This is a genomic window from Actinomyces sp. (assembly GCF_030530635.1).
Taxonomy (GTDB): domain Bacteria; phylum Actinomycetota; class Actinomycetes; order Actinomycetales; family Actinomycetaceae; genus Actinomyces.
This window is the reverse complement of the sequence record NZ_JAUMUL010000002.1, coordinates 140337-163114: the sequence shown is the minus strand read 5'-3', so window position 1 is coordinate 163114 and position 22778 is coordinate 140337. Positions and strand designations below refer to the sequence as shown.

Genomic DNA, 22778 nt, shown 5'->3' with positions numbered 1-22778 from the left:
GCCGGCAACCACCGGCGCCAGATAAAACACCCTCTACGAAACCCGGGGCTTGACACTGTCACCGATGTCCTGAGGCAGAACTGTCACAGATGTCCTGAGACATCACATTTTTTGGTCGAAACACATGCTGTCGGAAGGCACCGCGTGCACCCACTAACGAGACACCCACCTTCCCGTACCACCCCAACGATCCCTTGCCCCCGCCCTCAACCCTGATGAGAAAGGCTCACTATTGCTTGAGCTTCCTGAGCGGTTTAAGTCCCCTGCGAGTCGACAGCAGTGCAACATCATTGCCGGCTTCGTTGGCGTGGAGGCTACGCAGGACAGCTTGTTGGGTCTCGGGTGACCAGTAGATGCACAAGTGTTTACGAGCTCGAGTGATGGCCGTATAGAAGATGTTGTGGGTGATGTCGTCTTCGTTGGCGTCGGTAATGACGATCTTAACATTGTCATATTCCAGGCCTTGCGCCTTGTGGATACCGACAGCGTAGGCGATCTGGAAGGGGACGGTGGAGCTGTCGTAGTCCTCGTCCTCGTCTTGGTTGCTGGAATCCCGGTCGTGCACCGAGAACCGGACTGTGGAGTCTGTAACCCATTCGAGGTCATCGTAACCCTCCGTGTCGAGTTCCGTGACAGGGCGGTCAAGCGTGATGTCAAACTCGATGCGGCCCTTGGACACCTGGACGGCTGCTATTGTTCCCTTTAGATTGTTGTAAATGAGGCCGCGGAAGCGCTCGTTATCGCTGAACAGTACCGGATCGTTGACTTTGTAGACGTCTGTCTTCCAAGCCACGGCCGGGCTGGGGTTTCTAGCTTGCAGGAAGCGGTTGATGTTGTTGATACCGTAGAGGCCGTCGTAGTTAAGTGCGAGGATGACGTCATCAGGTGAGTGGAGATCGAAGAGGGATGCGTCAAGCTTCGTGGAATAGTGGTTCCGTGCGATCGTTTCGGGGATCGTCTTCTCAAGGTTGCGTACCTCCTTCCAGAAGTCGATGAGGGACTGCTCGGAGGTGCGGAATGGTGTCTCCAGTTCGAAGACCGATGTTGTGGGAATGTAGCAGCGGATGACGTTGAACCAGTTGCCGAACCGGATTGCCTCAATCTGGTGGACATCGCCGACCAGCACCAGGAGTTTGAAATCGGTGCCATTCAGAATTCTGAGCATGTCACTGTTGCTAACCGTGGAGCACTCGTCGATAACCAACAGGTCAAAGCTGCCACGGGTTTGAGCGTTATGGCTCGCAATCGTGCGGAACTCGGAGTTTGGTGCGGTCACACGTCGGCGGAGGTTCTCTACCGCAGGGTTGGTGTGGGCAAGAAACAGCTTCCTGTTGCTGGCGAAATAACTGGCTATGTGATCGATAATCCGTGTCTTGCCAGTACCGGCAGCTCCGTAGATAAGTGCCACGCGAGATTGGGCGAATAGGGACGCGAGGGCTTCTCTTTTCTTCACATCATCGAAGTCGTGAGCGGTGGTATCGAGCCACTTCGTGACGGCTGTGGTGTAACCAGCGACTCCGTGCGTGGCGAAGGACTGCAGCTTGGTGATGATACTGTAGGTGTCGTCTTCGTAGCCCTTGATGAATACGTGGTCTTTATCGATAACGAGATCTCGGGCGGGACGGTGCTTGTAATAGAGTCTCCTATTATACTTGTTGATAAGGGTTTTGACATCGCCAAAGTCAGTGAGCTCGGACAGCGGGGTGTATAGGACGCCCCGATCTTCAACATTGCGCTGAACTCGGCGTGCGACGAGTTCGTGGCAACGTTCTGCAGGGTCGAGGCTGTTGATGAGATCCCAGAACCGTGGTGTGTGTTTCACGGGCATTGAACAGAAGGGCATCTTATCGAAGGGGATGCAGCCGTATGCAAGGTTGAGGTTGGAGAGATGCGTGTTTTGCTGCCGGTCGTACTGAGCCTTGAGTTCTCGGTTCCTCATTCGCAACAGAAGGTAGCGCAGGATGTTTTGCCCCGGCTTTCGGTCGCGTATGATTCGTCGGGCTATGTCAAGCGCAGGGAAGATCTGGGGCTTGGAGGTATTGGCTATGCCCCGCTTTCGCATTGCAGCGTATTGGCCGTCTGATGCGTCGATGATGTCAAGTAGCGTGGACCCAGCGGTGAGTTCTGCCATGATGAACTTGTATTCGGCTGTGTCTGTTCGTCCCGTTTGTACGTGTTTACCAAACAGACGGGCGAAGTTCTGGATCTCTGCGGGCCGGATGCCCACCTTCCAATTCCGGATAAGAGTGATTGGCATCTGCTGCTCGAACACGTCGATGGTGGTCTCCTGGAGACTGAGCATCGCGGCGTAGTTTTCCGTGATTTCGATGTCGGTGAACGCGATAATGCGTTGGGTCTTATTGCTCCAGTCAACCGCCGGTTGGAAGGTTACTTCGTAGTAGATCTGGCCGCCGGTGACGAAGGGGCGGATTTTGTGGATGTAGTAGCGGTCTAGACGGCTCGGCGACTGTTGTCCTGCATTTTGGATTGCGGTGGCGATTTTGCTGTGATACTCGGTCAGCGCAGGATCCTGGTCTAAGGGGAATGACTCGAGGTTGGCCAGAATGGAAACGCCGGTCTTGTCGTGCAGGAGTTTGCGAAGACGCAGGAGGTACCGGTAGTAGTGGAGCATGAGACGCTCAGAGGTGTCGCCGTCAAAGGTGTAGTGTGAGGCTGAGGGCTGAAGAAGCTTATGGAAGTGCGTGATGAAGTTGAGTTCACCCTGGGTGGAGACCCATTTCAGTGCCTTTTTTATGGATTTATGATAATCATAGTCGGTGTCTCCTTGACCGGTATTGACATAGACGGCGACTCCTTCAACTAAATTCCGCATTTGGCTCAGGATGTTCTGCGATAGCAATTGCCGATGGTCCGCCAAGGTTGCGATGTTGTCACAGATGACTTTGTCTGTACTTGTGATGTGCTCAGCGACAGTGACCATGACGTCCTCCGGTTGGCGTATTAATAGGTGAGTGGGAGATTTGGTGTTAAGGTTTGGGTGGGTGCCGAGGCTGTCTGTGCAAGGAATGCTGCGTGTTTCTGATTCCGAGCCATCACGAGATAGGTCGCCCGCTGCGGATGGTAGCACGAGACTTGGGCGAAATCAGCTGATGGAGCTATGCGCCGCGCCGAACGTCGCTTAGGGCGTTTGCCGTTTCTCGGCCCAGGTGCGTAGGCCAGGGGGTCGGCAAAGTCGGCGTCTGGGTTGGGGGTTGTTAAGGGTTTTCGGCGTGTTTACGGGGGTGCGGCGCGACTCTCCGGTGACGATAGGTGGTGCAAACGAAACCGCCACTGCTGAGAGGTCGCGCCGCTGTGCCATCAGCCCCCACCACGCCCTTGTCGCGCCAGCCCCTGACCGGGGTGTTCGCCACTGTCCCGGACCCCCGCCGCCGGCGCGGGGTTCGCCACCGCCTGGACGCTGTGCTTGCTTTGGCGGCGGTGGGGGTGCTGGCCGGGTGCCGGACCCTGCTGGCGATCTGGGAGCACGCCCGGGATCTGACTCCCGGCCAGCTACGCGACCTGGGGCTACCGCAAGGTCGGGGTGTGCCCAGCGAGTCGACGATTCGCCGCGCCCTGGCGGGCCTGGACGCCGGTGACTTCGACGCCAGGGTGGCGTCGTGGGTGCTCACCCGCACCGGCACCATAGGCGGCAGGCTGGTGATCGCGGTAGACGGCAAGACCATGCGCGGCGCCAAACCCAAGAACAACAACAGCAGCGGAAACGCCGATGAGGGCGGCGGTGATGGTGGCGGCGGTGCGCCGCACCTGCTGTCGGCCCTTGACCAGGGCACCGGGGCGGTGGTGGCTCAGCAGCGCGTGGCCGACAAGACCAGCGAGATACCCGCCCTAAGAGACCTTGCTGGCACCCCATGACCTTACCGCCGCCGTGGTCACTGCTGACGCACTGCACACCCAGACCGCCACAGCACAGTGGATCATCTCCCACGGCGCCGACTACCTGCTGACCGTCAAGAACAACCAGCCCAGTCTCAGAGCGAAGCTCAAGGCCCTGCCCTGGGCCGAAATCCCCGCCGTCACCGGGTGGACACCTCTCACGGGCGCAGGGTGCGGCGCACCATCAAGGCCGTAGCAACCCCGGCGTGGGTCGAGTTTCCCGGGGTAGCCCAGGTGCTACAGATACGCCGCACCCGCACCAGCAAGAAGAACAACAAGACCAAGCGCAGCACCGAGGTCGTCTACCTCATCTGCTCTGTTCCGATGCAGGACGCCCAGCCCGAGCAGATGGCCGCCTGGACCCGCGGGCACTGGGGCATAGAGAACCGCGTCCGCTGGATTCGGGACGTCACCTATGACGAGGACCGCCACCAGCTGCGTGCCGGCTCCGGACCCCAGGTCATGGCCACCCTAAGGAACCTGGCCATCAGCCTCATCCGCACCATCTACCACGACCCCACCACCAGCATCGCCTCAGCCAACCGCGTCATGACACGAAGACCCGCCAAAGCCATCAAACTCCTAACAACCCCCTAACCATCAAACGACTTTGCCGAGCCCCTGGTGCGTAGGCAGGGGTCGGCAAAGTTGTTGGCCGGGTAGGATGTTGTTAGGGGTTTTCGGTGTGTTGGTGCGGGTGCGGCGCGACCCGCCGGTGACGATAGGTGGTGCTAACAGAACCGATACCGGAGAGGTCGCGCCGCTGTGTCATCATCTACCACTTCTGCCTTGTCGCGCCAGTCCCTTACGGGGGTGTTCGCAGATGTTTGAACTGCACCGGGTTTGATGGAGGGCTTGTTTCCAGTTGGTGGTCACCGCTGCCTCCATGAGCCGGCCCTTGGCCTTAATTACCCGCCGCCGCACCCAGCGCGAGACCACCGGGCGGCGGGGGGCGTAAGGACGACCCCTTGTCAAGGCCCGCAGGCTCCTGCGCACCGGGGCGGGCCTGGTAACCGACAGCGGCTGGGAACGTCTCGAACAACTGTTCGCCGAACCCCAGAACACGCCGGCAGAGGCCGCCTGGGCTGCGCATCAGAAGATCATGGCCGCCTACCGCGCCAAGACCCCCGCCCAGGGCAAGACCCGAATGGAGAAGGTGATGCAGACCCTCAAGACCGGCTACCGGCCACCCAGGCACCTCCAACGGCCCCACCGAAGCAGTCAACGGCCGCCTGGAACACCTACGCGGCATCGCCCTCGGATTCAGAAACCTGACCAACAAGCGCCATCCGCAGCCTCATCCACGCCGGCGGCTTCAGACAACAGCTACTACACCCCTAAACCGGAAGAGCCACATATCCGTCCAAGTCGCCGCTATAAAGGGGACCTGATGGGGTGCACGACCCGGCAGCTGGCTGCCGCCATGGCAACGCCGCTCTGCAGCTGTGTGGCGACCATAAGTCACGACTGGACATCGGCGCCAGTCCTCCTCGGTGGCCTGTGGAAAACTCAGGAGATGATCGGCAGGCTCGTAGGGCGGCACAAAACCTGACAACCACCTGAAAGGCAGACGATGTCTAGGGCGCGGCAACGCCCCGACTGGCGGCTTCCTCGCCTACGGTGGAACCATGTCGCAATCGCCTGCCGGACCATCCGAGCCCACCAACACCTCAGAGTCGGAGCGCTCCGAAGCATCGGGGACGCCGGCGTCCGCAGCCCCCACCCGTGAGCGCTCCCCGCTCGCCCTGGCGGCCCTGGCCGCAGTGGCGGTTCCCGGACTCGACCCGGCGCGCCTGGCACTCCCCCAGGAGCAGTCGGCCGCTCTACGAGTTGTCGGTGTCGTCGACACCCAGGGACGCCACTGGGAGGTGCTGGAAACCCACGACGACGCGACCGGCGCGACCCTGGATGCGGAGGCGGAGGTGCTGCGCCGCATCGGCCGGGTAGTCGACGACGGCCGATTGTCCTTCAACGTACCCCGCCCCGCGGGCACACTGCGCCCCGAGGGCAGCCACATTCAGGTGCGCAGCCACCTGGAGGGACGTCCCATCGACCTGGCCTCGCTGCGCCCGGGCCCGGGGCTGTCGGCGGGGTTGGGTAAGGCCTTGGGCGAGTTCCACGACCTGCCCACTTCTGTGATCTCCGAGGCGGGGCTGCCCGTTTACGATGCCGACGACGTGCGCAGCCGTTGGCTGAACCTGCTCGACGACGCCGCCGGAACCGGCAAGGTGCCGCTGGCACTGCTGGCCCGGTGGGAGGTGGCGCTGGAGGATTCGGCGCTGTGGCGGTTCCGGCCGGTGGTGGTACATGGGGACTTGGCGCCGGAGAACGTGCTGACTGCGGGCGGCGCGGTGGTGGCGGTGCGTGGGCTAGGGCAGGCGCATGTGGGCGACCCCGCCGAGGACATGGCCTGGGTGTACGCCTCGGTGCCCGTGGACTGTCTGGACTCGGTCGAATCCGCCTACGATCTGGCACGTGCGGAGGGCGTGGACCGACACCTGCGGGACCGGGCGGAGCTGGCCAGTGAGTTGAGCCTGGCCCGTTGGCTGATGCACGGGGTGCGCTCCCGCAGTGACTCGATCATTGACGATGCGGTGGCGATGCTGGCGGACCTGGCGGACCAGGTCGGAGATGAGCCCCTGGTGGAGCCGCGCGGGCCGCGCCTGGCCCCCGTGCCCGGGGAGAAGGAGACGGCCGAGCCGGAGGCGACCACCAGCGAGGTAAAGATGGTGTTGGTGGACGATGACACCGAGGACAGTGCCAACACGCAGAATGCGGGCACGCGTGGAGGCGCTGAGGCGACCGCCGATGGGGCCGGCTCGGGAGCGGATCACTGATCCGGCCGGTCGAGCGGCTGACGGATCGCCTCCAGAGTTTGCAGTGAGTTGGCGTCCAACTCGGCCACACGGCCGCCGGGTTCATCGACGTACAGGTATGCGGCTCGGATCTGGTCGGTGGGGATCCCCTGGGCCGCCGACCAGGCGTGCACGTACACGCTGAGCTGATCCACCGGTACGCGCCGGTGACCGGTCTTCCAGTCGACTACCAGATAGTGGTTGCTGCCCAGCCGCTGAAAGACGGCGTCGATGCGGCAGCGCAGAGTCGTGTCGCCGACACTCAGTTCCAGGGACTCCTCGGTGCTTATCAGCTTGTATCCGTCGAGTAGCGGGTGGGTGGCGGCGACATCGAGCCAGCGCTCCACACGCTCGCGGTCGGCGTCGGCGAGAGTGTCCGGGACACCGGCGTCCTCCAGGCTGAACAGGGCGCCGCGGCTGCTCAGGCGCTGCGCGATGGCCTCATGGAAGACGGTGCCCAGGCGTCCGGCGGACTGCGGTTGGGGCGGCAACGGACGGCGCAGGTCGAGTGCGAATTGTTCCGGGTCGTCGCGCAGGTCGGCCAGTCTGGTGGCGGCCAGGTGGGCGGGCAGGCGGACCGAGGGCGTTTGGGTGGCGGCGGCGTCGCGCTCGGCCAGCAGCAGGTCGGCATCCTCCCACCAGCGGGCCATGCGCTCGTCCAGGTCCGTCATGGCGGCGCCATCGGGGTGGGCGCCGGCACCAGGGTCATCGGCACCGCTTTCGCTCATGGCCCGGGTGACGGCCTCGGCGACGGCGATTCGTGCGGCCCGCTCCGAGCCCGGGGCGGTGCTATGTGTCACCGGCCAGGAGGCCTGCGCGACCCCGACGGGGTTGACGGCGTCCTCGGAAGCGTCGGTGAATCCGGGGCCGAACGGGGTGAGCAGCGATTGCCGGTGCAGCTCGGTCAGGAACCGGGACATTGGCCGGACGGTGTTGCCGGTCTTGACCAGGTGAGAGCCGGTCAGCAGCACGTCATGCCGGGCCCGCGTGACGGCCACGTAGGCGAGGCGACGCTCCTCGGCAACCAGGTGACGCCCGAGCGCAAGCCGGTACTGCCCCCCGAGTTCCTTGATCTCCGCCTTCTCATCCCGGCTCAAGTTGATCCCCGGGCCCAGCGGCATCTCCAGGCCGCCGAGTTCGAAGGGCGGCAGCTGGTCCGCGTCGGCGCGTAATGGGTAGGGGAAGGTGCGAACCGAGCTAGTCCAAGAGTTGTCGGACACCATGCCGTCCACGCGGGGTTTGGTGCTGTAGCTGGGGAAAGACGCCTCGGTCAGACCGATGACGGCAACGCAGTCCCATTCCAGCCCCTTGGCGCCGTGGACGGTCATGATCTGTACGGCACCGGGCTCGGGCTCGGCCACAGGGCTCTCCAGTCCCCGCTCCTCCGACTCCGCGTAGTCGAGTAGCTCCAGAAACCCGGAGACGGTGGGCACCTCCACATCGGCTGCGTATTGGTCGGCGGCGGCCCGGAAGGCGTCCAGGGCGCGCCGTCCTATGCGGTTGCCGACGCGGGCGGCGAGTTCCACATCCAGGCCCAGGGCCTGCTCGGCCACGGCCACCAGGTCGGGCAGTGGCAGAGTGAAGGCGCTACGTAGGCGACGCAGCGCCCGGGCGATCCGTACCGCCGCCTGGCGGCCCGCCTCGCTGAGCCCGGCGACCGCCGTGGTCGTCTCAGGACCGCCCGTTCCTGCGGCACGCCGGTGGCCGGGTGTGCGGGCGGCGTCATCCCGGCGGGCGATCTCCTCGATCGCCTCGGACATGGCCGCCTCTTCGAGCTGCTTTGCACCGCCGCCACCTCCGTTTCCAGATTCCGCCTCCTCGGGACGTGTGTGGCCGGCGGGTGCCGCGCCGGCGTCGTCTATCCGCGTGTGAGCGCCGGCGTCGTCGGCCCGGTCGCGGTGGCACACAAGCTCTCGGGCGAAGCGCTGCAAGGCCTGCAAATCGGCAGCACCGATATCGGCTCCTGTGAGCAGACGCATCAGTCGGTCGCCGCGTTCGGGGTCGGCGGCCACGGTCAGCAAAGCCCGCATGTCCGCCACTTCAGGGATGGAGAGCATGCCTCCCGACACCGCCACTTCGTAGGGCACGCCACGCGCTTCAAGAGCTTGGGCCACCGGCGTCATCTGGTCGCGAGTACGGCACAATACGGCGAGCTCCGCCTTGGGGTGCCAGCGCTCCTGCATGAAGTCGGCGACGACGTCCGCCTCCTGCACCGGGTCGGTGAGGAAGGCTGCAAGCACCTGCCCGGCACCCAGGCCATCGGCGGCCGAGCGCTCCTGCAGTTCGCGGACCGGGACGTGGGTGACCTCCGCATCACCGGGCTGGTACTCGGCGTTGCGCAGTGGCCTCGATATGACATTGGCGGCAGCAAGCACCGCGGAGTCGTTGCGCCAGGCGGTGGATAGTTGCAGCACAGGCGTCGCCAGCTCGGGGTTGCCGCCGTCGGCGACGGCCTGCACACCGGAGGGGTTGAAGCGGTCATGGAAGGTGTCCAGCGCGCCGGCGCTGGCTCCACGCCAGCCGTAGATGGCCTGGTTCGGATCGCCAACGGCGGTGACCCCCTGGTCCGCGAATAGGGCGGACAGAAGCCGCACCTGGGCGACGGAGGTGTCCTGGAACTCGTCCAGGAGTATCGCCGAGTACTGCGCCCGCATGGCCGCCACGGCCTCGGGCACGGCTTCGGCGATGCGGCAGGCCAACGCCAGACGGTCGCCGAAGTCGAGCATGCCGTGCCTGAGCTTGTAGTCGCGGAAGTCCTGCACGGCATCGAGCACGCTCAGCCAGGCCTCCATGGCCTCCGCAGTGCCCTTGAAATCGCCGGCCACCCCGCGTGTGGTGGCCAACCCCGTGAACAGCTCATGCAGGTCGGTCAGCTGCTCGCGGGCGTCGCCGATACTTAGCAGATTCGTGGACAGGGCGTTATCCGCCCGCAGGACGGCGGCTATCGCGCTCGCCTTGCTCTCAATGGGCAACGGGGCGGTGCGCCGCTCGAGAATATCGGTGACGATCTGCCATTTGCGGGCCTCGGTGATGAGGGTGGCGTCCGGGTCGGCGCCCACATACAGGCCGTATTCGCTCACGAGCGAGCCGGCGAAGGAGTCGTAGGTGGCCACGGTCGGCTCGGGCTGGTCATCAAGACCGGTGATGACACCGCTGGCGGCCAGCTGGTCCAGGCGGATGGAGACGCGCTCGGCCAGCTCGGCGGTGGCCTTGCGGGTGAAGGTCAGACCCAGGATCTGGTCCGGGCTAACGGCGCCGGCGGCTACCAGGTGGACGACGCGCTGGCTCATGGTGGCGGTCTTGCCGCTGCCGGCGCCGGCGACCACAAGCAGGGGCCGCAGTTCATAGCCGATCACCTTCGACTGTTCCTCGGTGGGTCGGGGCAGTCCGAGTTTCTCGGCGAGGGCTTCGGGGGTGAGGGCGGCGGCGCTCATGCCACGGTCCTCCTTCCTTCGGGGTTGACGGGGCAACTGCCCTTGAAGGAGCATCCTCGGCAGTGCTCGCCGCTACGCGCGGCCAGGGTGGAGCCGGAGATATCCAGTGCGGCCCGGGCGAGCAGTTCGACGTCCCACTTCTCGCCGGTGTCCGGATCAGGGCTGGGCGCGAGGACCATGCCGTTCGGTAGTACCTTCGCGCCGGGGTCGGTTCTACGGGGTGGTGATCCCAACATGGCGAGTCCGGCGCCATCGACCTCATAACCCAGCGCGCCCAGTGCCATCCGGTAGGTGGCGAGCTGCGCGTTGCGTTCCGTCGCCTTCGCTGCGGGCGCCGTTCGTCCGGTTTTGAAGTCGATCACGCGCACGCGCTGCCCCTGCCCGGTAGGCAGCACTCCCTCCTGGGAGGCATCGGGCGGGGCGGCGTCGAGGAACTCCAGGCGGTCCATGCGGCCGCGTATGCGCACGGGCAGGCTTTCGGACCTCATCGGCGCAGGCCGCGAATCACTGCTCGAGAAAACTGCTTCCCGGTCTGCCGCGTCCGCAACACTGAGGGCTGAGCCGGGCACGTCGTCCGTGCTGCAGGCCTCCCGACCGTCCTGCGGCACGGGCAGATTGATACGGACATCAAGTGTCTGCTCAACCAGGGCGGGGGCGGTGACCGAAGCCAGGTAGGCGTCGAGCCGGTCAATCATGTCGCGCACGCGCTGCCGTTCGAGGTTGCCCAGCCAGGTTTCCGGGTAGCCCAGCTCCGGCAGCGCCTCCTCCAGGGCCTGGCGTAGCGGCTGGCCGCGCAGACCCTCCTGTTCGGCGCGCTCGGCCAGGCCGTGCACGAGGATTCCGACTCTCTGGGCGTCGCTGGTGCCGGTGCCGCCGCCGTTGCGCTGGAGGAACCACTTCAGCGGGCATTTGGTGATGGCGTCCACGTCGGAGGGACTGATGCGGATCTCCTGGCCCGCATCGACCAGGGGCGTCATTGAGGTCGCCTGGCTCAGACCGGCCCAGTTGGCGGGGTCGGCGGCGCTCACGCCGGCGCGGGCGAGCGCTGCCAGTAGCTGTTCGGCCTGCCGGCCACGAGCTCGGGCAGCGTCCTCGGCCCCGGCCAGACGGCCCGCGACGGCTGCGGCGCGCAGTTCCCCGACGAGACCGGGCAGGGTCAGGTCGTCGAGGTCTTCAGCAACCTCGAGTTCGCCCTCCTCGTTGAAGATCTTCTGCTCGGCCGCGGCGGCAACCTCAAGCAGAAACGGTGAGGGCGCGGCGTCGGCATCTGCGGCGGCGGTAACCACCAGGCGGCGGCCGGCGCGGGAGATGGCCGACAGGAACATGCGGCGCTCATCGCCGCGTACCTGTCTGCGAGCGGCGACCGGATCCTGCACCCCTGCCTGTGCGCTGCCGACCCCCGTTGGCAGGCGGTCGGTGATGGCGTCGACCAGCAGGCCGGAGCGGGTCACGCCGTCGCGCAGTCGTAGGTCGGGCCACGCGTCCCGCTCGACCCCGGCTACTACCACCACATCCCACTGCTCCCCGGCCGCGGCGGCGGGGGTGAGGACGGCGACTCCGGGTGGGCGGATGCCCTGCGGGGCCACCGTGTCCGAGGGCAGTACCTCCGCTGCGAGCTCGTTCAAGAAGTCTCCTGCCGCGGCCCCGGGGTGGCGCTCGGCCCACACTTCGGCACGTTTGAACAGTGCAGTGACCACGTCCAGGTCGTGCTCGGCCGCCTCGGCCATGAGCGCGGCGCTGCGCGGTGTATGCGGTGCCAGCGCCATGGTGCGCCAGGACTCCGCGCAGTCCGAGGCCTGCCAGGCCGCCCACATGAGCGACTCGACGTCTACGCGGCGGTTGTCCTCCCGCGCGGTCTCGACCACGCCCTTCAGCGCGGCGACGACGCGGGCAGCACGTTCCAGCCTCGCGACCTGTTCCGCCAGAGGCTCGTCGGCGAGTTCCTGGACCAGGGCGGTGGCGGCCTCTGGAGTGGCCAGGACGCCGAGCAGGTTCTCATCGCGTCCGGCCTCGGCGGGGCGGTCGGCGCGCAGACGACGACGCAGCCGGCGCAGGTCCAGGTTGGTAAGCCCGATCAGGGGGCTGGTGAGCAGTTCGAAGGCGGTGGCCCATTCCGGGGGTGAGTCTGCGTCACCGAGTCCGCCGGCCAGCGCGGCCCGGCAGGCGTTGATGATGGCGGCCGCGGCGGGCTCGGCGCGTAGGAGGACTGCGGGCGTACTGGAGTCGAGAGGCACGCCGTGATGGCGCAGTTCACGGCTGACCGCGCGAGCGGTGCCTGCTGAGCGAACGATCACCGCCATCTGGTCCCAGGCGGTGTTGTGGTGGACGTGCTCGCTGCGCAGGATGCGGGCGATCTGGGCGGTCTGCTGCAAAGGTCCGGAGGCGATGAGCGTCTCGACGCCGCTGGGGGCGGCGCCTCCTGCGCCGTGGGGGTACTTGATGTTCTCGGGGAGTTGCGGGTGGCGATGTGTGGCGGTGCCGGTGATGGGGATGCGCTCTGCCTGGGCGGCCCACACCCGGGCCAGCTCGGGCGTGCCGCGGTGGACTGCGTCCAGTGTGAGCCGCTGGGCGGCCAGTCCGGAGCGATCCTCCGCGGCGTTGAGCAGGCTGGGGTTGCCGCCGCGGAACACCTCGACGGCAACGTCGGGATCGCCCAGGGCGACGATCTGGGCGCGGTGACCGTCGGCGTCGGGCTCGGAGAGCGCCACCAGTAAGCGGGCGGTAGCAGCAGTGCAGTCCTGATAGTCATCGACGATGACAACGTCAGGAATCGGACGGGGCACCAGCACGCCGTCGGCCTCCCAGGTGGCCAGAACCTCGCGGGCGCGATCCTGCAGGCGGGCAGTATCCATCTTGCGTACGGCGGAACGGTTGGCGGCACTGGGACGGCCCTGCGCATCCCAGGTGCGCAGCAGTTCGGCGGCGCGCTTCCAAATGGGGACATCGAGTTCCGCTCCGAGTTGAGCGAGCCGGTCCGCACCGATGCCGAGTTCACCGGCACGGGCCAGCAGGTTGCGCAGCTCCGTGCGGAAGGCGTGGGATTCGATGGCCTGGGCGGGCAGCTCCCCCCAGGAGGTGCCCCGGAGCAATCCGGCCAGTGCGGCATCCTCCTCCGCCCCGGCGAGCAGCACCGGGGCGGGCAAGGGATCAGGCCGCTGGGTCAGCGAGGTCTGCAGGATCGTCAGCGCCAGGGACGCGGGGGTGCGTACCCGGACCGTGCCGGAGGAGGCGCCGGCAAGGCTGAGCAGGTGGGAGGCGCGCTCGCGCAGGCGGTCGGCGCGGGCGCGTGTGGGGGCGAGCAGGACGGCTTCCTGGCGGCGGGTAGTCACTGCCTCGATCAGCAGGCGCAGGGCGGTGGTGGTCTTGCCGGTTCCGGGGGCTCCGAGGACCACCAGGTTCGTACCGTCCGCGGCGCCGGCGAGTACCCGAGCGGCGGAGGCGTCCGGCGCGGGCAGCGGGGGCTGCCCGAGCGGAGGCAGGAGGCGAGGGGCGCCGACGGAACTGGTCATGAGCCCATCTCATCACGTAGGTACGACACGAACTGAGAACCCTTGGCGGCACCTGAGCCTCAGATCGTCGCTGACGCCGCAGCCATGGTGTCCGCGCGGCGCGAAATGCCCGGTACTCCTGCGTTCAGGCGGACAGACGGGGGCCGCGACACCCGTAGGATCAGGACAGATACCCCACCGCGGTCGTCCGCACGCTGGCGGGCAGCCCCGGTCCTGATTGAAGGAGCACCCATGCAGGTCACCATTGGAATAAAGCACTCCACGCGCGAGCTCTCGGTGGAGACCTCCGCCTCCCAGGAGGAGGTCCTCGCGGCCGTGGCTGACGCCGCCACCTCCGCGGTCACTCTGACCGATGACAAGGGCCGCAAGGTGTTCGTCCCGGCAGGTTCGCTCGCTTACATCGAGGTTGGCGAGTCCTCTCCCCGCCGCGTCGGCTTCGGCATCTGACCCCAGTCCGCTTCTCCCCCTCCGCCGAGTTCAGTTGATGTAACCATTGTCATGTCTCATAGCTTCTGGCAGTGCGAGAAGGCATGAGAGATCTCAGGGACGCCGGGGGATAACGCGTGAGATCAGGCTTTCCAAGCGTTTGAAGATCGTGAAGTTCATTCCCTCCCAGTCCGAGACCGCCCAGGCGTTTTGCGAGCGTATGGATGTGTCTGAGCGCAGCTTCTACCACATCCGCTCGCGGTGGCGAGAAGAACAGAGTATGGAGTCAAACCGGTCGGCCCTACGCGCCCCACACCGCCCAGCCCGCCGCTATGTGGCCGACGTGTAAGTCGCGGTGGCGGCTTTTCACGCCGAGCTGACCGACCAGGGCCTGGAGGCCGACGGCACTACCATCCACTTCCACCTACAGCAGCAATGCATAAGTCTCCTACCCGGTGTCGCCGCCATCAACCCTATCCTTGCTCTCAAGACCTGTCGCGTGTACAGCGGTTCAAACGCCCCCGCTCCTCCTACACCAGCTTCGCCCGGTCCAGGACATGCCAGCTGCGGCAGCTGGATGCCTTCGAGGCCGACCGGGCCAAGGCCGTCTACCAGATCATCGACGACGCCTCCCGACTCTGCATCGCCATAACCACCCGGGGGGAGGGCGGATAACCCCACTGACACCATCGGCGTACTCAGCCGCCATGACCCAGTACGGGCCGCTCGTATCGGTCCTGACTGACAACGGGCCGGCCTGCAACACCCACGATGAGGTTACCTGTCCGAAACAGAGCTGTACGGGGCGTCCCTTGACGTGTTGTCAAGCCCCGGATCCCGCCGGGCCTCCGCCTCATCCGAGTACCCCGCTCCCGCAATTCTCGGAGTACTTACCTATGTACCAGTCCCGACAGTGCTCCTTCCGTGCGTTCGCTGCATCCATCAAACCCCGTGCGATTCAGCCCGGGCGAACCTCACGGCGAACAGCACCGACGCCGTCAGAGTCAGTCCGGTCAGGATCAGGCAGTTAAGGTGCAGCCCGGACAGGAATGCATCCGATGCTGAGGCCCATAGGCTCTGCCGGGCGGCATCGGGAAGGGTAGCGGCGACCTGCTGAGCCACCATGATCGAACTCTCCGCCCCGGTCAGTCCGGGCATTTGCGCCATCACCGGCTCCATCTGTGTCTTGTACACGTAGGACAGAATCGAGCCGAGAAGAGCGACCCCGATTGTGCCTCCAACCTCCCGGATTGAGTCGTTGACTCCGGACGCGACACCGATTTCGTCGCTCGGCGCCGCAGACAGGATGATGTCGGTGGCCGGCCCCTGAGCAAGCCCCAGGCCCGTGGCCATGAAGACCATGGCCGGCACCATGACTACCCAGTACGAGTTGGTGGCGTCGGCGAAGGACACGATCCAAAAACCGACCCCCATTAGCGCGATCCCGGTCGGGACGCACCGCCCGGTCCCAAAGCGGCGGGCCAGTATCGGAGCCAGTGGTGAGACCGCACCCATCACGGCCGCGAATGGCAGAATCGCCAGCCCGGCCTGCAAGGCACTATACCCCCGTACGGCCTGGAAGTAGATCGTAATCGCGAACGTGAACCCGAACAGCGAGAAGAATGCGAGGCCGATCGCCGAACTGCAGGTGGCGACATTCGGCGCCCGGAACAGGGTCAGGTCCAGTAAGGGGGACTCGACGCGGAGCTCCCAAGTGATGAACGCCCAAGCCAGCACGGCCGACGCGGCAAGTCCACCCAAGATCGGGGCACTGGTCCATCCTATCTGCGGGCCCTCAATGAGTGACCCGACGAACAGGCCCAGAGCAGAGATCGCTAGGACCACCCCAACGCCATCGAAGCGTCCCAGGTCGACACCCCGGGACTCCGGGACCAGCAACGGCGACGCCGCGGCGACCGGGAGCACGATCGCGATGTTGATCCAGAACAGGGCTGGCCAGCTAAAGTGTTGCAGGAGCAGCCCGCCCACGACGGGACCGAGGGCGATCCCAAGACCGGCGGTCGCCGCCCACAGCCCCACCGCCAAGGCATGGTGCTTAGTACCCTTGAAGATGATCGAGATCAGCGACAAGGTCGCCGGGAATACCAACGCCGCGCACAGGCCGAGCATCACGCGCAGCCAGATCAGGGTCGTGACGCTAGTCGCAAGGGCCGATGCGGCTGAGACCACGGCGAAGCCCAGCAGGCCCGTGATCAGCACCTTGCGCCGTCCGATCCGGTCACCGAGGTAGCCAGCCGGCAGCATGAGTACGGCGAACACCAGGGTGTACGCATCGACGGTCCACTGCAACTGGGATGTGGACGCGTGGAATGCCCGGCCCAGGGTCGGGATGCCCACATTGATGATGGTGTTGTCCATCACACCGACCAACTCTGCCAGGCAAAGTACCAAAAGGGCGACGAACGCACCCCGCGAACGTGCCGATTGCCGGGGGGAATCAGTGATCACCATGATGGCCTCGCATTTCAGTCGAGAAGGGGGGAAGGGAAAACTGCGGGTGCTCCGAACTATCGGTGAGGTATGCCGCCAACTCGCGGAGGCGGCCCGCCGGGTGGTCGTGAAGGGGGTCGACCACCAACCGAAGCCCGCCCGGGGCCGTAGCCCGGCCAGGCCGGCCAACGCTGTTCTCAAGCTGGTAGATCAGGTCGTCCAGATCGGTTCCCTCGACGATGATCGGCGAGGTCGGCGTTAGCGCAGCCCGGGCTGGTGGGACCGGCGCTACGGGAGTCTTCCATAATGGCTGTCGGGCTACCCGCAGCCGGTGAGCGGTCGCCTGGAAAGCCGAACGCAGCTCCGTCTGGCCTCCGTCAGTGCCTTGGTCGGCGGCCATCGTAATCAGCTGCCGTGCGGCCCACAGGGCACCGTCTGCGCCTAGCGCAGTGAACGGGCGGGACTCAGGGGCGTCCGACGAAGGCTGGACGGTGACCTGCAGGTAGCCGAGTACCTGACGAGCGTCGGCGACGTCGGAGGCTCGGGCGACAACTAGGGAGACTGACGCCTCCACCGGGTGGACTGGAGCCCCCAACTGCTGTGACCACACCTCCGCCATCTCAGGCGCCACCACGGCATTCACTCCACCGATAAGAACATGGTCAACGGTGCCTGTGCTCAGTACCTGCTCAGCGCAGCGCACTGCGGCGCCAAACGACGACAGGTCGGTGTCAACGACGTAATTGGTCCCACGCAGGTCGAGGCTGTTGCCCACACGGCCGGCGACGATGTTGTCCATGTAGCCAGGCAGCGCCGCTTCGGTTGTCGCATCCGGTTCTGCCATCAACGCGCCGTCGAGGGCCGACCGCCACCCCTGCAGGACAGCGCCTTCTACGCCGCATTCTGATCCCGTGGTCTCCAGCAGTTGCTGGAACTCGATTGCTCGGATCCGTTCATTGCGGTGTAGCGATGCCTCAGAGCCGGATGCCGTGGCGACCACGGTCGCGATCCGGTCGGGCCGAGCGACTGTACGCCCCGACATCAGATTCGCCTGGCGCAGTGCGTGCAGACTCGTGGTGAGGAAGAGCTGTTGGGCACGGTCGGTCTGATTCAGGGTACTGGGTGGAATCTTGACGTCGCGGAGCGGGAAGCGGAAGTCGTCGGCCACACCAGTTGACGGGTCCGACAGTGCAGTCCAGGCCCGCTCAAAGGTAACCGAGTCGGGCAGTCCATCACTGGCGGGCAGCCCAGGTAGCAGAACAGAAGCCCCAACTACGGCCAGCCACTGTTCTGTATCTGGCGCTGTTAAGGCCAGCTTCGGATCTGCAGCCAGCGCCTTGTGATAGCCGAGGTCGAACTGCTCGACTAGGACCGACGAGTCCACCCCGCCAAATCCGAACGCGTTTGCCATCGCCCGCCGTGGGTGGCCTGGGTGCTGTGTCCACTCGCCGCCCTCGGGTAGCAGCCGCAACACGCCGCCTTGCTCGACCAGGCCGTGATTCGGACCCTCGACCCCGAAGGTCGGGAAAAACCGCTGGTATTCGAAACTCAGCAGAATCTTCACCAGGTTTGCGATCCCGGCTGAGGGGAAGCCGTGCCCGATGAGAGCTTTGCCAGAGCCGATCGTCAACGGCTCACAGCGGCCGTCCTGCGCTACCAGCTGACCGATGGACTCGATCTCCGTAGTGTCGCCCGTCGGCGTCCCAGTCGCATGGACCTCCACGTAATCAAGGTCTCGTGCGGTGAGCCCCGCCTGGCCCAGTGCCGCACGCATCGCTGCCACTTGGCCACGAGAAGAAGGCGCGTAGATCGCCTTTCCCGCACCATCAGAGCGGGTCGCGACGCCTCGGATCACTCCGACCACCGGATCTCCGTCGGCAAGGGCCCGGTCCAGTCTCCGGAGCACTACCGCCCCTGATCCCTCACCCGGGATCAGGCCGTCGGCGGTATCGGACAACGGATAGCTGCCTTTGCCTGAGAGCCCACCGATCTTGGCGAAGGAGACGTTCCCGGCAACGCCCATGTTGGCCATGGCTCCGACCGCGACCACCAGGTCCAGATCGTCACGCAGAAGAGCGGCTACCGCTACATCAACCACCAGCAATCCGGAAGCACAGGCGCCGTCAACCAGCGCCGAGCCTCCATGGATCCCGACGGCCGAGGCCACCACAGGCGCCAGAGCGCTGGCCAAGACCTGCCGTGGTGCCGGGAGCACGGGCCCGAACCGCCGATCCGCGGCGCTCGACCAAGCAGTCGTCCAGATGTCAGGAGTCGTACCATCCGGTGCCCCCAGGGAGTGCAGCAGGGAAGCACAGTGACGGTCGGCGCGATGCCGCAACGAGTAGTCGGCGAGCTGCTCGTCTCCCAGCATGTTCCCCAGGTATAGCTCAGCGCGAGCGGCACGGAGCCGTTCCCGGTCGAACCCGGCCGCGGTCAGCGCTTGCAAGGCGGCATCGATCGCGAAGAGCTGGGTGCGGTTCGCCTGGGCGATCGTCTTCTGCTGTTCGGGGTCCAGTGCGTACGGGGTCGGGTCGAATCGGTAATCGTCCACGAAGCCGCCCAGGGTGCAGTAGGTGCGCTCTGGGGCGTGCCGGTCCGTGCTGTAGTAATCATCACGGTTCCAGCGTTCAGGCGGGGTCGGGGAGATCCCCAGCCGACCTTCTTGCAGGTTGCGGCGGTACTTGGCCAGTGAGGTCGAGGTTGGCGGCAGGACGCAGCCGGCACCGACGATGGCGATCGGAATCAGCGTGGGCTCAGGATCGATGTGAGATGACATGGCTTACTCCAGATGGTGTCGGGTGGCTCGACGTCCAGGGGTCCGGATCGACGCGGGGATCCGCCGTGGCCGTGCAGATCACGTGGTCTGGAAACACCGTGATACTGGCGCGCGCTCGGCGCTGGATTCTGACCGCCGGCTGGTCGGACCCGAACCGCAGGGTTCCGGCGGGGTCGTGGGATTGTGGCGCGATAACGTGGAACCGGCCACGGCCGTAGCTGGGACGACCGTAGAGCTTCCCTAAGGATTCGAGGAGAGTCCAGTAGACCGTCGGCCGGTCCGGCAAGTCTGCCTCTCGGAGAACCGAACTGGCCAGCAGGTGTTCATCGATGCCGAACAGGTACGGGGCTGATGCGGCGCTGATCGTCGCCCTGCGCTCAATGTCGACTGAACAGCGCGACTGGGACAGGACCGCAACGGAGTAGTCCCGGCAATGCGACACCGACACCTCAACTAGCTGGTTACGCTGTCCGTCCACGACGATGGGCCGTCCGATCTCCTCGGTGGCACCGGCCTCCTGCCGCACCAGGCGCGGCCCTACGGCAGCAAGGCGGTCGACGCTCAGGACAAGGTCTTGCAGGCACAGTCGTCCAGTCAGCCACTGCGCCCTACGGCCCGGATGGCGCAACCGGCTCAGTCCGTTGGTCTCGCAAAGAAGCGGCCAGCCACGGGTAGGATCCGAGCCAAGTATCGCCAGAGACTTCCCATCCGACACCGGCCGTACCCGCCCTCGCAGCCCATTACCGATCCTGACGTCGAACATCTCGGCGAACGGTTGCTCGCTACGCCGCAGTATGAGCGAGGCTACGACGCACAGCATGCTTGTTCATCCTTTGCAGAAGAATCCGGTCAACCTCGATCAGAGGGGTCCCATCAAGGTCGGCAACGCGAAGCCGCATCGCGTACTCGCCAGGTCCCTCCGGCTCGACCTCGGCGTACCCCACCACCTCCGTCCGTCCGGCTGCGGGCTGCCGGATGACCGCGCCCGACACGTTGACGGGGACCACATGGTCACCGAAGCGGTGGAAGACATCAATCAGCCCCAACCGGCCTACGTTGTCAATCAACAACGGCTCAGTACAGAAACTGGCGGCACCCTCAGGCAGCAGCGGACGAGTGTCGGTGGACAGGTCGAACAACCCCACCAAAACGCCGTCGCTGGTACGCCAAGACTCCCGCAACATGCGGAAGGCGGGCCCGAAGGCGATGATGGGCTCGGCAGCTGCATAGTAGAGCCCGAGATCGATCTGAGTCTCCCTGTCGGTCATCAACCGGCCCCAGTCATACGGACAGTTAGACATCGGACGCTGAGGGATGAAGACTGCGTGAGAACGCTGGCGTCCGGGCATCAGAACGACACCTCCGGGGCTCACCACGTCAGCCCGGATCGAAGTCTCGACGCGATCGGGCTGCGCCATAGATACCGTGATTTCCAGGTCACAGACCCGGCCTTCTGGGCACTTGACAAAGTTCTGGAACTCCGCAAGTTCGATCATCAGGTCGCTACGTCCGGTGGCCAGCCGCGCGGCCTCTGCCATCGCCTCCACGTGGAAAACACCGGGAAGTGTGGGCGTGCCCTTCACTAGGTGATCGGTAAGCATCCCATCAAGCCGCGGGTCGAGGCGGCGGGTGAACACCTGTTGAGTCGCAGATTGCTGAGACCGGGTCTCGATCATCGGGAAAGCCCCTGGGTCCACGATACTGCTGTAGCTGATCGGCTCGGCGATTGCCGTACGGTCGTCGGTCAGGCAGCTGAGCGCTGAACGCGGCTCGTTAGTGCCGAGCGGACCAAAGATCATCACCTGGGAGTCGGACCCTCCGCCCGAAAGCTCGCGAAGGAAGTGCCGGCAGCCTTCAGCCAAGGGCATGTAACGCAGCCCGCGCTGCTGCTCCTGGACCTCCTGGACACTGTGGTGCGTGGCCATACCGACCTCGGCCCATGCGGTCCAATCGATGGCCACCACCTGCGTAGTCGGGCAGCAGCGGGAGAGCTGGCTGCACAGAGCTGAGACGGCGGCCGCACCGGCGGTGTACTCGGTCTGCCCGTCCATTCCAAACCGTCCCGAAATCGATGTGAAAGCCACGAGGAAGTCGAGGCTGGCCGGGTGCGCCGCGCGCAGCAGGTGGTAGAAGCCCTGGAGCTTGGTCTCGACCACTTTAACCGCTAGCGGATAACTCTTTTTCGGTAGCTGCCCCAGCGACTCCAGCCCAGCAGCGTGGACGATGCCCCGTATGCCACCGTGCCGCGAACGGATGTCGGTAAGCGTCTGAGCCACCTGATCAGCATCGTTCACGTCGCAGGTGAGATACTCAATGGGAACAGAGTTTGCGGAGAGTCGGCAGAGCGTTCGCCACAGCTGCCTGTCGTCTGCAATCTTACGGAACCTCTGGCGCAGTTCTACGGGGCGGCTGGCAAGGTGATCGCGGTGCAGTGCAGCCATGATCTCGGACTGTGCTGCGGAGAAGTCCTCGTCACTTAACTCGAGGTAAGGCTGGGAAACGGGATCATCGATCCGGGATCGGCCGAGGATGACAACTGGGCTGGGGCGTCCGGTCATAGATGCCAGGTCACTGCTGGCGAACGCGAGTGCGCACTCTAAGGCGATCCCGCGGGACCCGCCGGTGAAGACGACTGCTCCCTCTCTCACGTCACGGCGATCGGGGGCTGGCGGGACCGGCGTCGGAATCACTTTGATGACGTGGCGCTGATCACCCAGGTAGCTGACCTCGTCATCTTCGGCCCCTGTGGCAAGCTCAGCGACCAGCTTATCGGCTGCCGAGAGCCCACAAGAGCTGTCGACGTCGACTAAGCACAGGCTGAGCTGGGGCAGTTCCTTAGCGAGACTCTTGACGAAGCCGATGCTCATCGCCCCCAAGGTGTCGCCGGCCGATGCAAGCTTGAGGCCGTACCCGCCTCCGCAGTTAGTAAGGACTGCGACCACAGCCCGGTCTGCCGCCGAGTCCAGGTCATCAAAGTACTCCTGGCACACGCTGAACACCTGGGCGTATTGCCGGTGCCAGGCCAGCGAGAAGTCGGCCGTGTCGAGCTCTAGGGCGTCTCGGAAGGGTCCGTAGCCGGCGAGGTCGATGATCCCATCGCGCGGTCCGCAGCGACGGTGCTCGGCGGCCAGCTCGGCGACCATAGCGGCCTGGGCGGCGTCGGCGGCGGAGTCCGGCGCCGGCACCGCGCTGACCCAGACATCGGCTCCGGCGGCTTCAAGAAGACTCCTGGTACGGTCCGTGAGGTCTTGGTCGGTGGCGGGGAGCAGGAGCAGCCGAAGGCCGTGCAGGTCTCTGGGAGTGCCCGGGGACTGGGCCAGATCTCGTACCAGTGCCCGCGGCACGTACCGCATCGCGACCTCCGGTTCACTGGCCTGCGGCTCGGGCTCGACAACCTCAGCAGGTGCCACTGCCAGAGCAAGACACTGCGCCA

Annotated in this window: 12 protein-coding genes and 1 pseudogene; 6 read left to right on the top strand and 7 right to left on the bottom strand. The window is 65.4% G+C overall.

Annotated elements, in window-relative coordinates:
* Window positions 1–229: 229 nt before the first annotated feature.
* Complete coding sequence (locus Q4A20_RS01440; RefSeq protein WP_303119346.1) at window positions 230–2941, bottom strand: ATP-dependent RecD-like DNA helicase; 2712 nt, start codon at window positions 2939–2941, stop codon at window positions 230–232.
* 395 nt (window positions 2942–3336) lie between these two features.
* Between Q4A20_RS01440 and Q4A20_RS01435 the strand changes: the two genes are divergently transcribed.
* From Q4A20_RS01435 to Q4A20_RS01415, 5 genes and pseudogenes are all read left to right on the top strand, one after another.
* Window positions 3337–3873 (top strand): transposase family protein, encoded by a 537-nt coding sequence (locus Q4A20_RS01435; protein ID WP_303119343.1) that lies wholly within the window; start codon window positions 3337–3339, stop codon window positions 3871–3873.
* Window positions 3857–4090 (top strand): hypothetical protein, encoded by a 234-nt coding sequence (locus Q4A20_RS01430; RefSeq protein ID WP_303119380.1) that lies wholly within the window; start codon window positions 3857–3859, stop codon window positions 4088–4090. The genes Q4A20_RS01435 and Q4A20_RS01430 overlap by 17 nt, the downstream gene beginning before the upstream one ends.
* The gene (locus tag Q4A20_RS01425) at window positions 4042–4491 is read left to right on the top strand and encodes an ISAs1 family transposase (RefSeq protein WP_303119341.1); all 450 of its coding nucleotides are present in this window, start codon (window positions 4042–4044) and stop codon (window positions 4489–4491) included. Before Q4A20_RS01430 ends, Q4A20_RS01425 begins: the two co-directional genes overlap by 49 nt.
* Window positions 4492–5102: 611 nt before the next feature.
* Window positions 5103–5285 (top strand): annotated as a pseudogene (locus tag Q4A20_RS01420) (hypothetical protein); the annotation flags it as partial.
* A gap of 237 nt (window positions 5286–5522) precedes the next feature.
* On the top strand, window positions 5523–6731 hold the full coding sequence (locus Q4A20_RS01415; protein WP_303119339.1) for a phosphotransferase: 1209 nt from the start codon (window positions 5523–5525) through the stop codon (window positions 6729–6731).
* On the opposite strand, the gene Q4A20_RS01410 is transcribed toward Q4A20_RS01415, so the two are convergent.
* Both Q4A20_RS01410 and Q4A20_RS01405 read right to left on the bottom strand, forming a co-directional pair.
* Window positions 6725–10183, bottom strand: coding sequence for an ATP-dependent DNA helicase (locus tag Q4A20_RS01410; protein ID WP_303119336.1), 3459 nt, complete (start codon window positions 10181–10183; stop codon window positions 6725–6727). The genes Q4A20_RS01415 and Q4A20_RS01410 overlap by 7 nt on opposite strands.
* The gene (locus Q4A20_RS01405; protein WP_303119333.1) at window positions 10180–13692 is read right to left on the bottom strand and encodes a UrvD/REP family ATP-dependent DNA helicase; all 3513 of its coding nucleotides are present in this window, start codon (window positions 13690–13692) and stop codon (window positions 10180–10182) included. Before Q4A20_RS01405 ends, Q4A20_RS01410 begins: the two co-directional genes overlap by 4 nt.
* 231 nt (window positions 13693–13923) lie before the next feature.
* On the opposite strand from Q4A20_RS01405, the gene Q4A20_RS01400 reads away from it, so the two are divergent.
* On the top strand, window positions 13924–14139 hold the full coding sequence (locus Q4A20_RS01400; protein ID WP_303119330.1) for a DUF3107 domain-containing protein: 216 nt from the start codon (window positions 13924–13926) through the stop codon (window positions 14137–14139).
* Window positions 14140–15060: 921 nt separating this feature from the next.
* Here the strand turns inward: Q4A20_RS01400 and Q4A20_RS01395 are convergent.
* The 4 genes from Q4A20_RS01395 to Q4A20_RS01380 are packed head-to-tail and all read right to left on the bottom strand — an operon-like array spanning window position 15061 to window position 22755.
* Window positions 15061–16590 (bottom strand): MFS transporter, encoded by a 1530-nt coding sequence (locus tag Q4A20_RS01395; protein WP_303119328.1) that lies wholly within the window; start codon window positions 16588–16590, stop codon window positions 15061–15063.
* Window positions 16577–19345 (bottom strand): beta-ketoacyl synthase N-terminal-like domain-containing protein, encoded by a 2769-nt coding sequence (locus tag Q4A20_RS01390; protein WP_303119326.1) that lies wholly within the window; start codon window positions 19343–19345, stop codon window positions 16577–16579. The genes Q4A20_RS01395 and Q4A20_RS01390 overlap by 14 nt, the downstream gene beginning before the upstream one ends.
* Entirely contained in the window at window positions 19323–20165 is an 843-nt protein-coding gene (locus tag Q4A20_RS01385; protein WP_303119324.1) for a 4'-phosphopantetheinyl transferase superfamily protein, read from the bottom strand. The genes Q4A20_RS01390 and Q4A20_RS01385 overlap by 23 nt, the downstream gene beginning before the upstream one ends.
* Window positions 20128–22755: an SDR family NAD(P)-dependent oxidoreductase gene (locus tag Q4A20_RS01380; RefSeq protein ID WP_303119322.1), complete on the bottom strand. Its 2628-nt coding sequence runs from the start codon at window positions 22753–22755 to the stop codon at window positions 20128–20130. The genes Q4A20_RS01385 and Q4A20_RS01380 overlap by 38 nt, the downstream gene beginning before the upstream one ends.
* Window positions 22756–22778 lie beyond the last annotated feature (23 nt).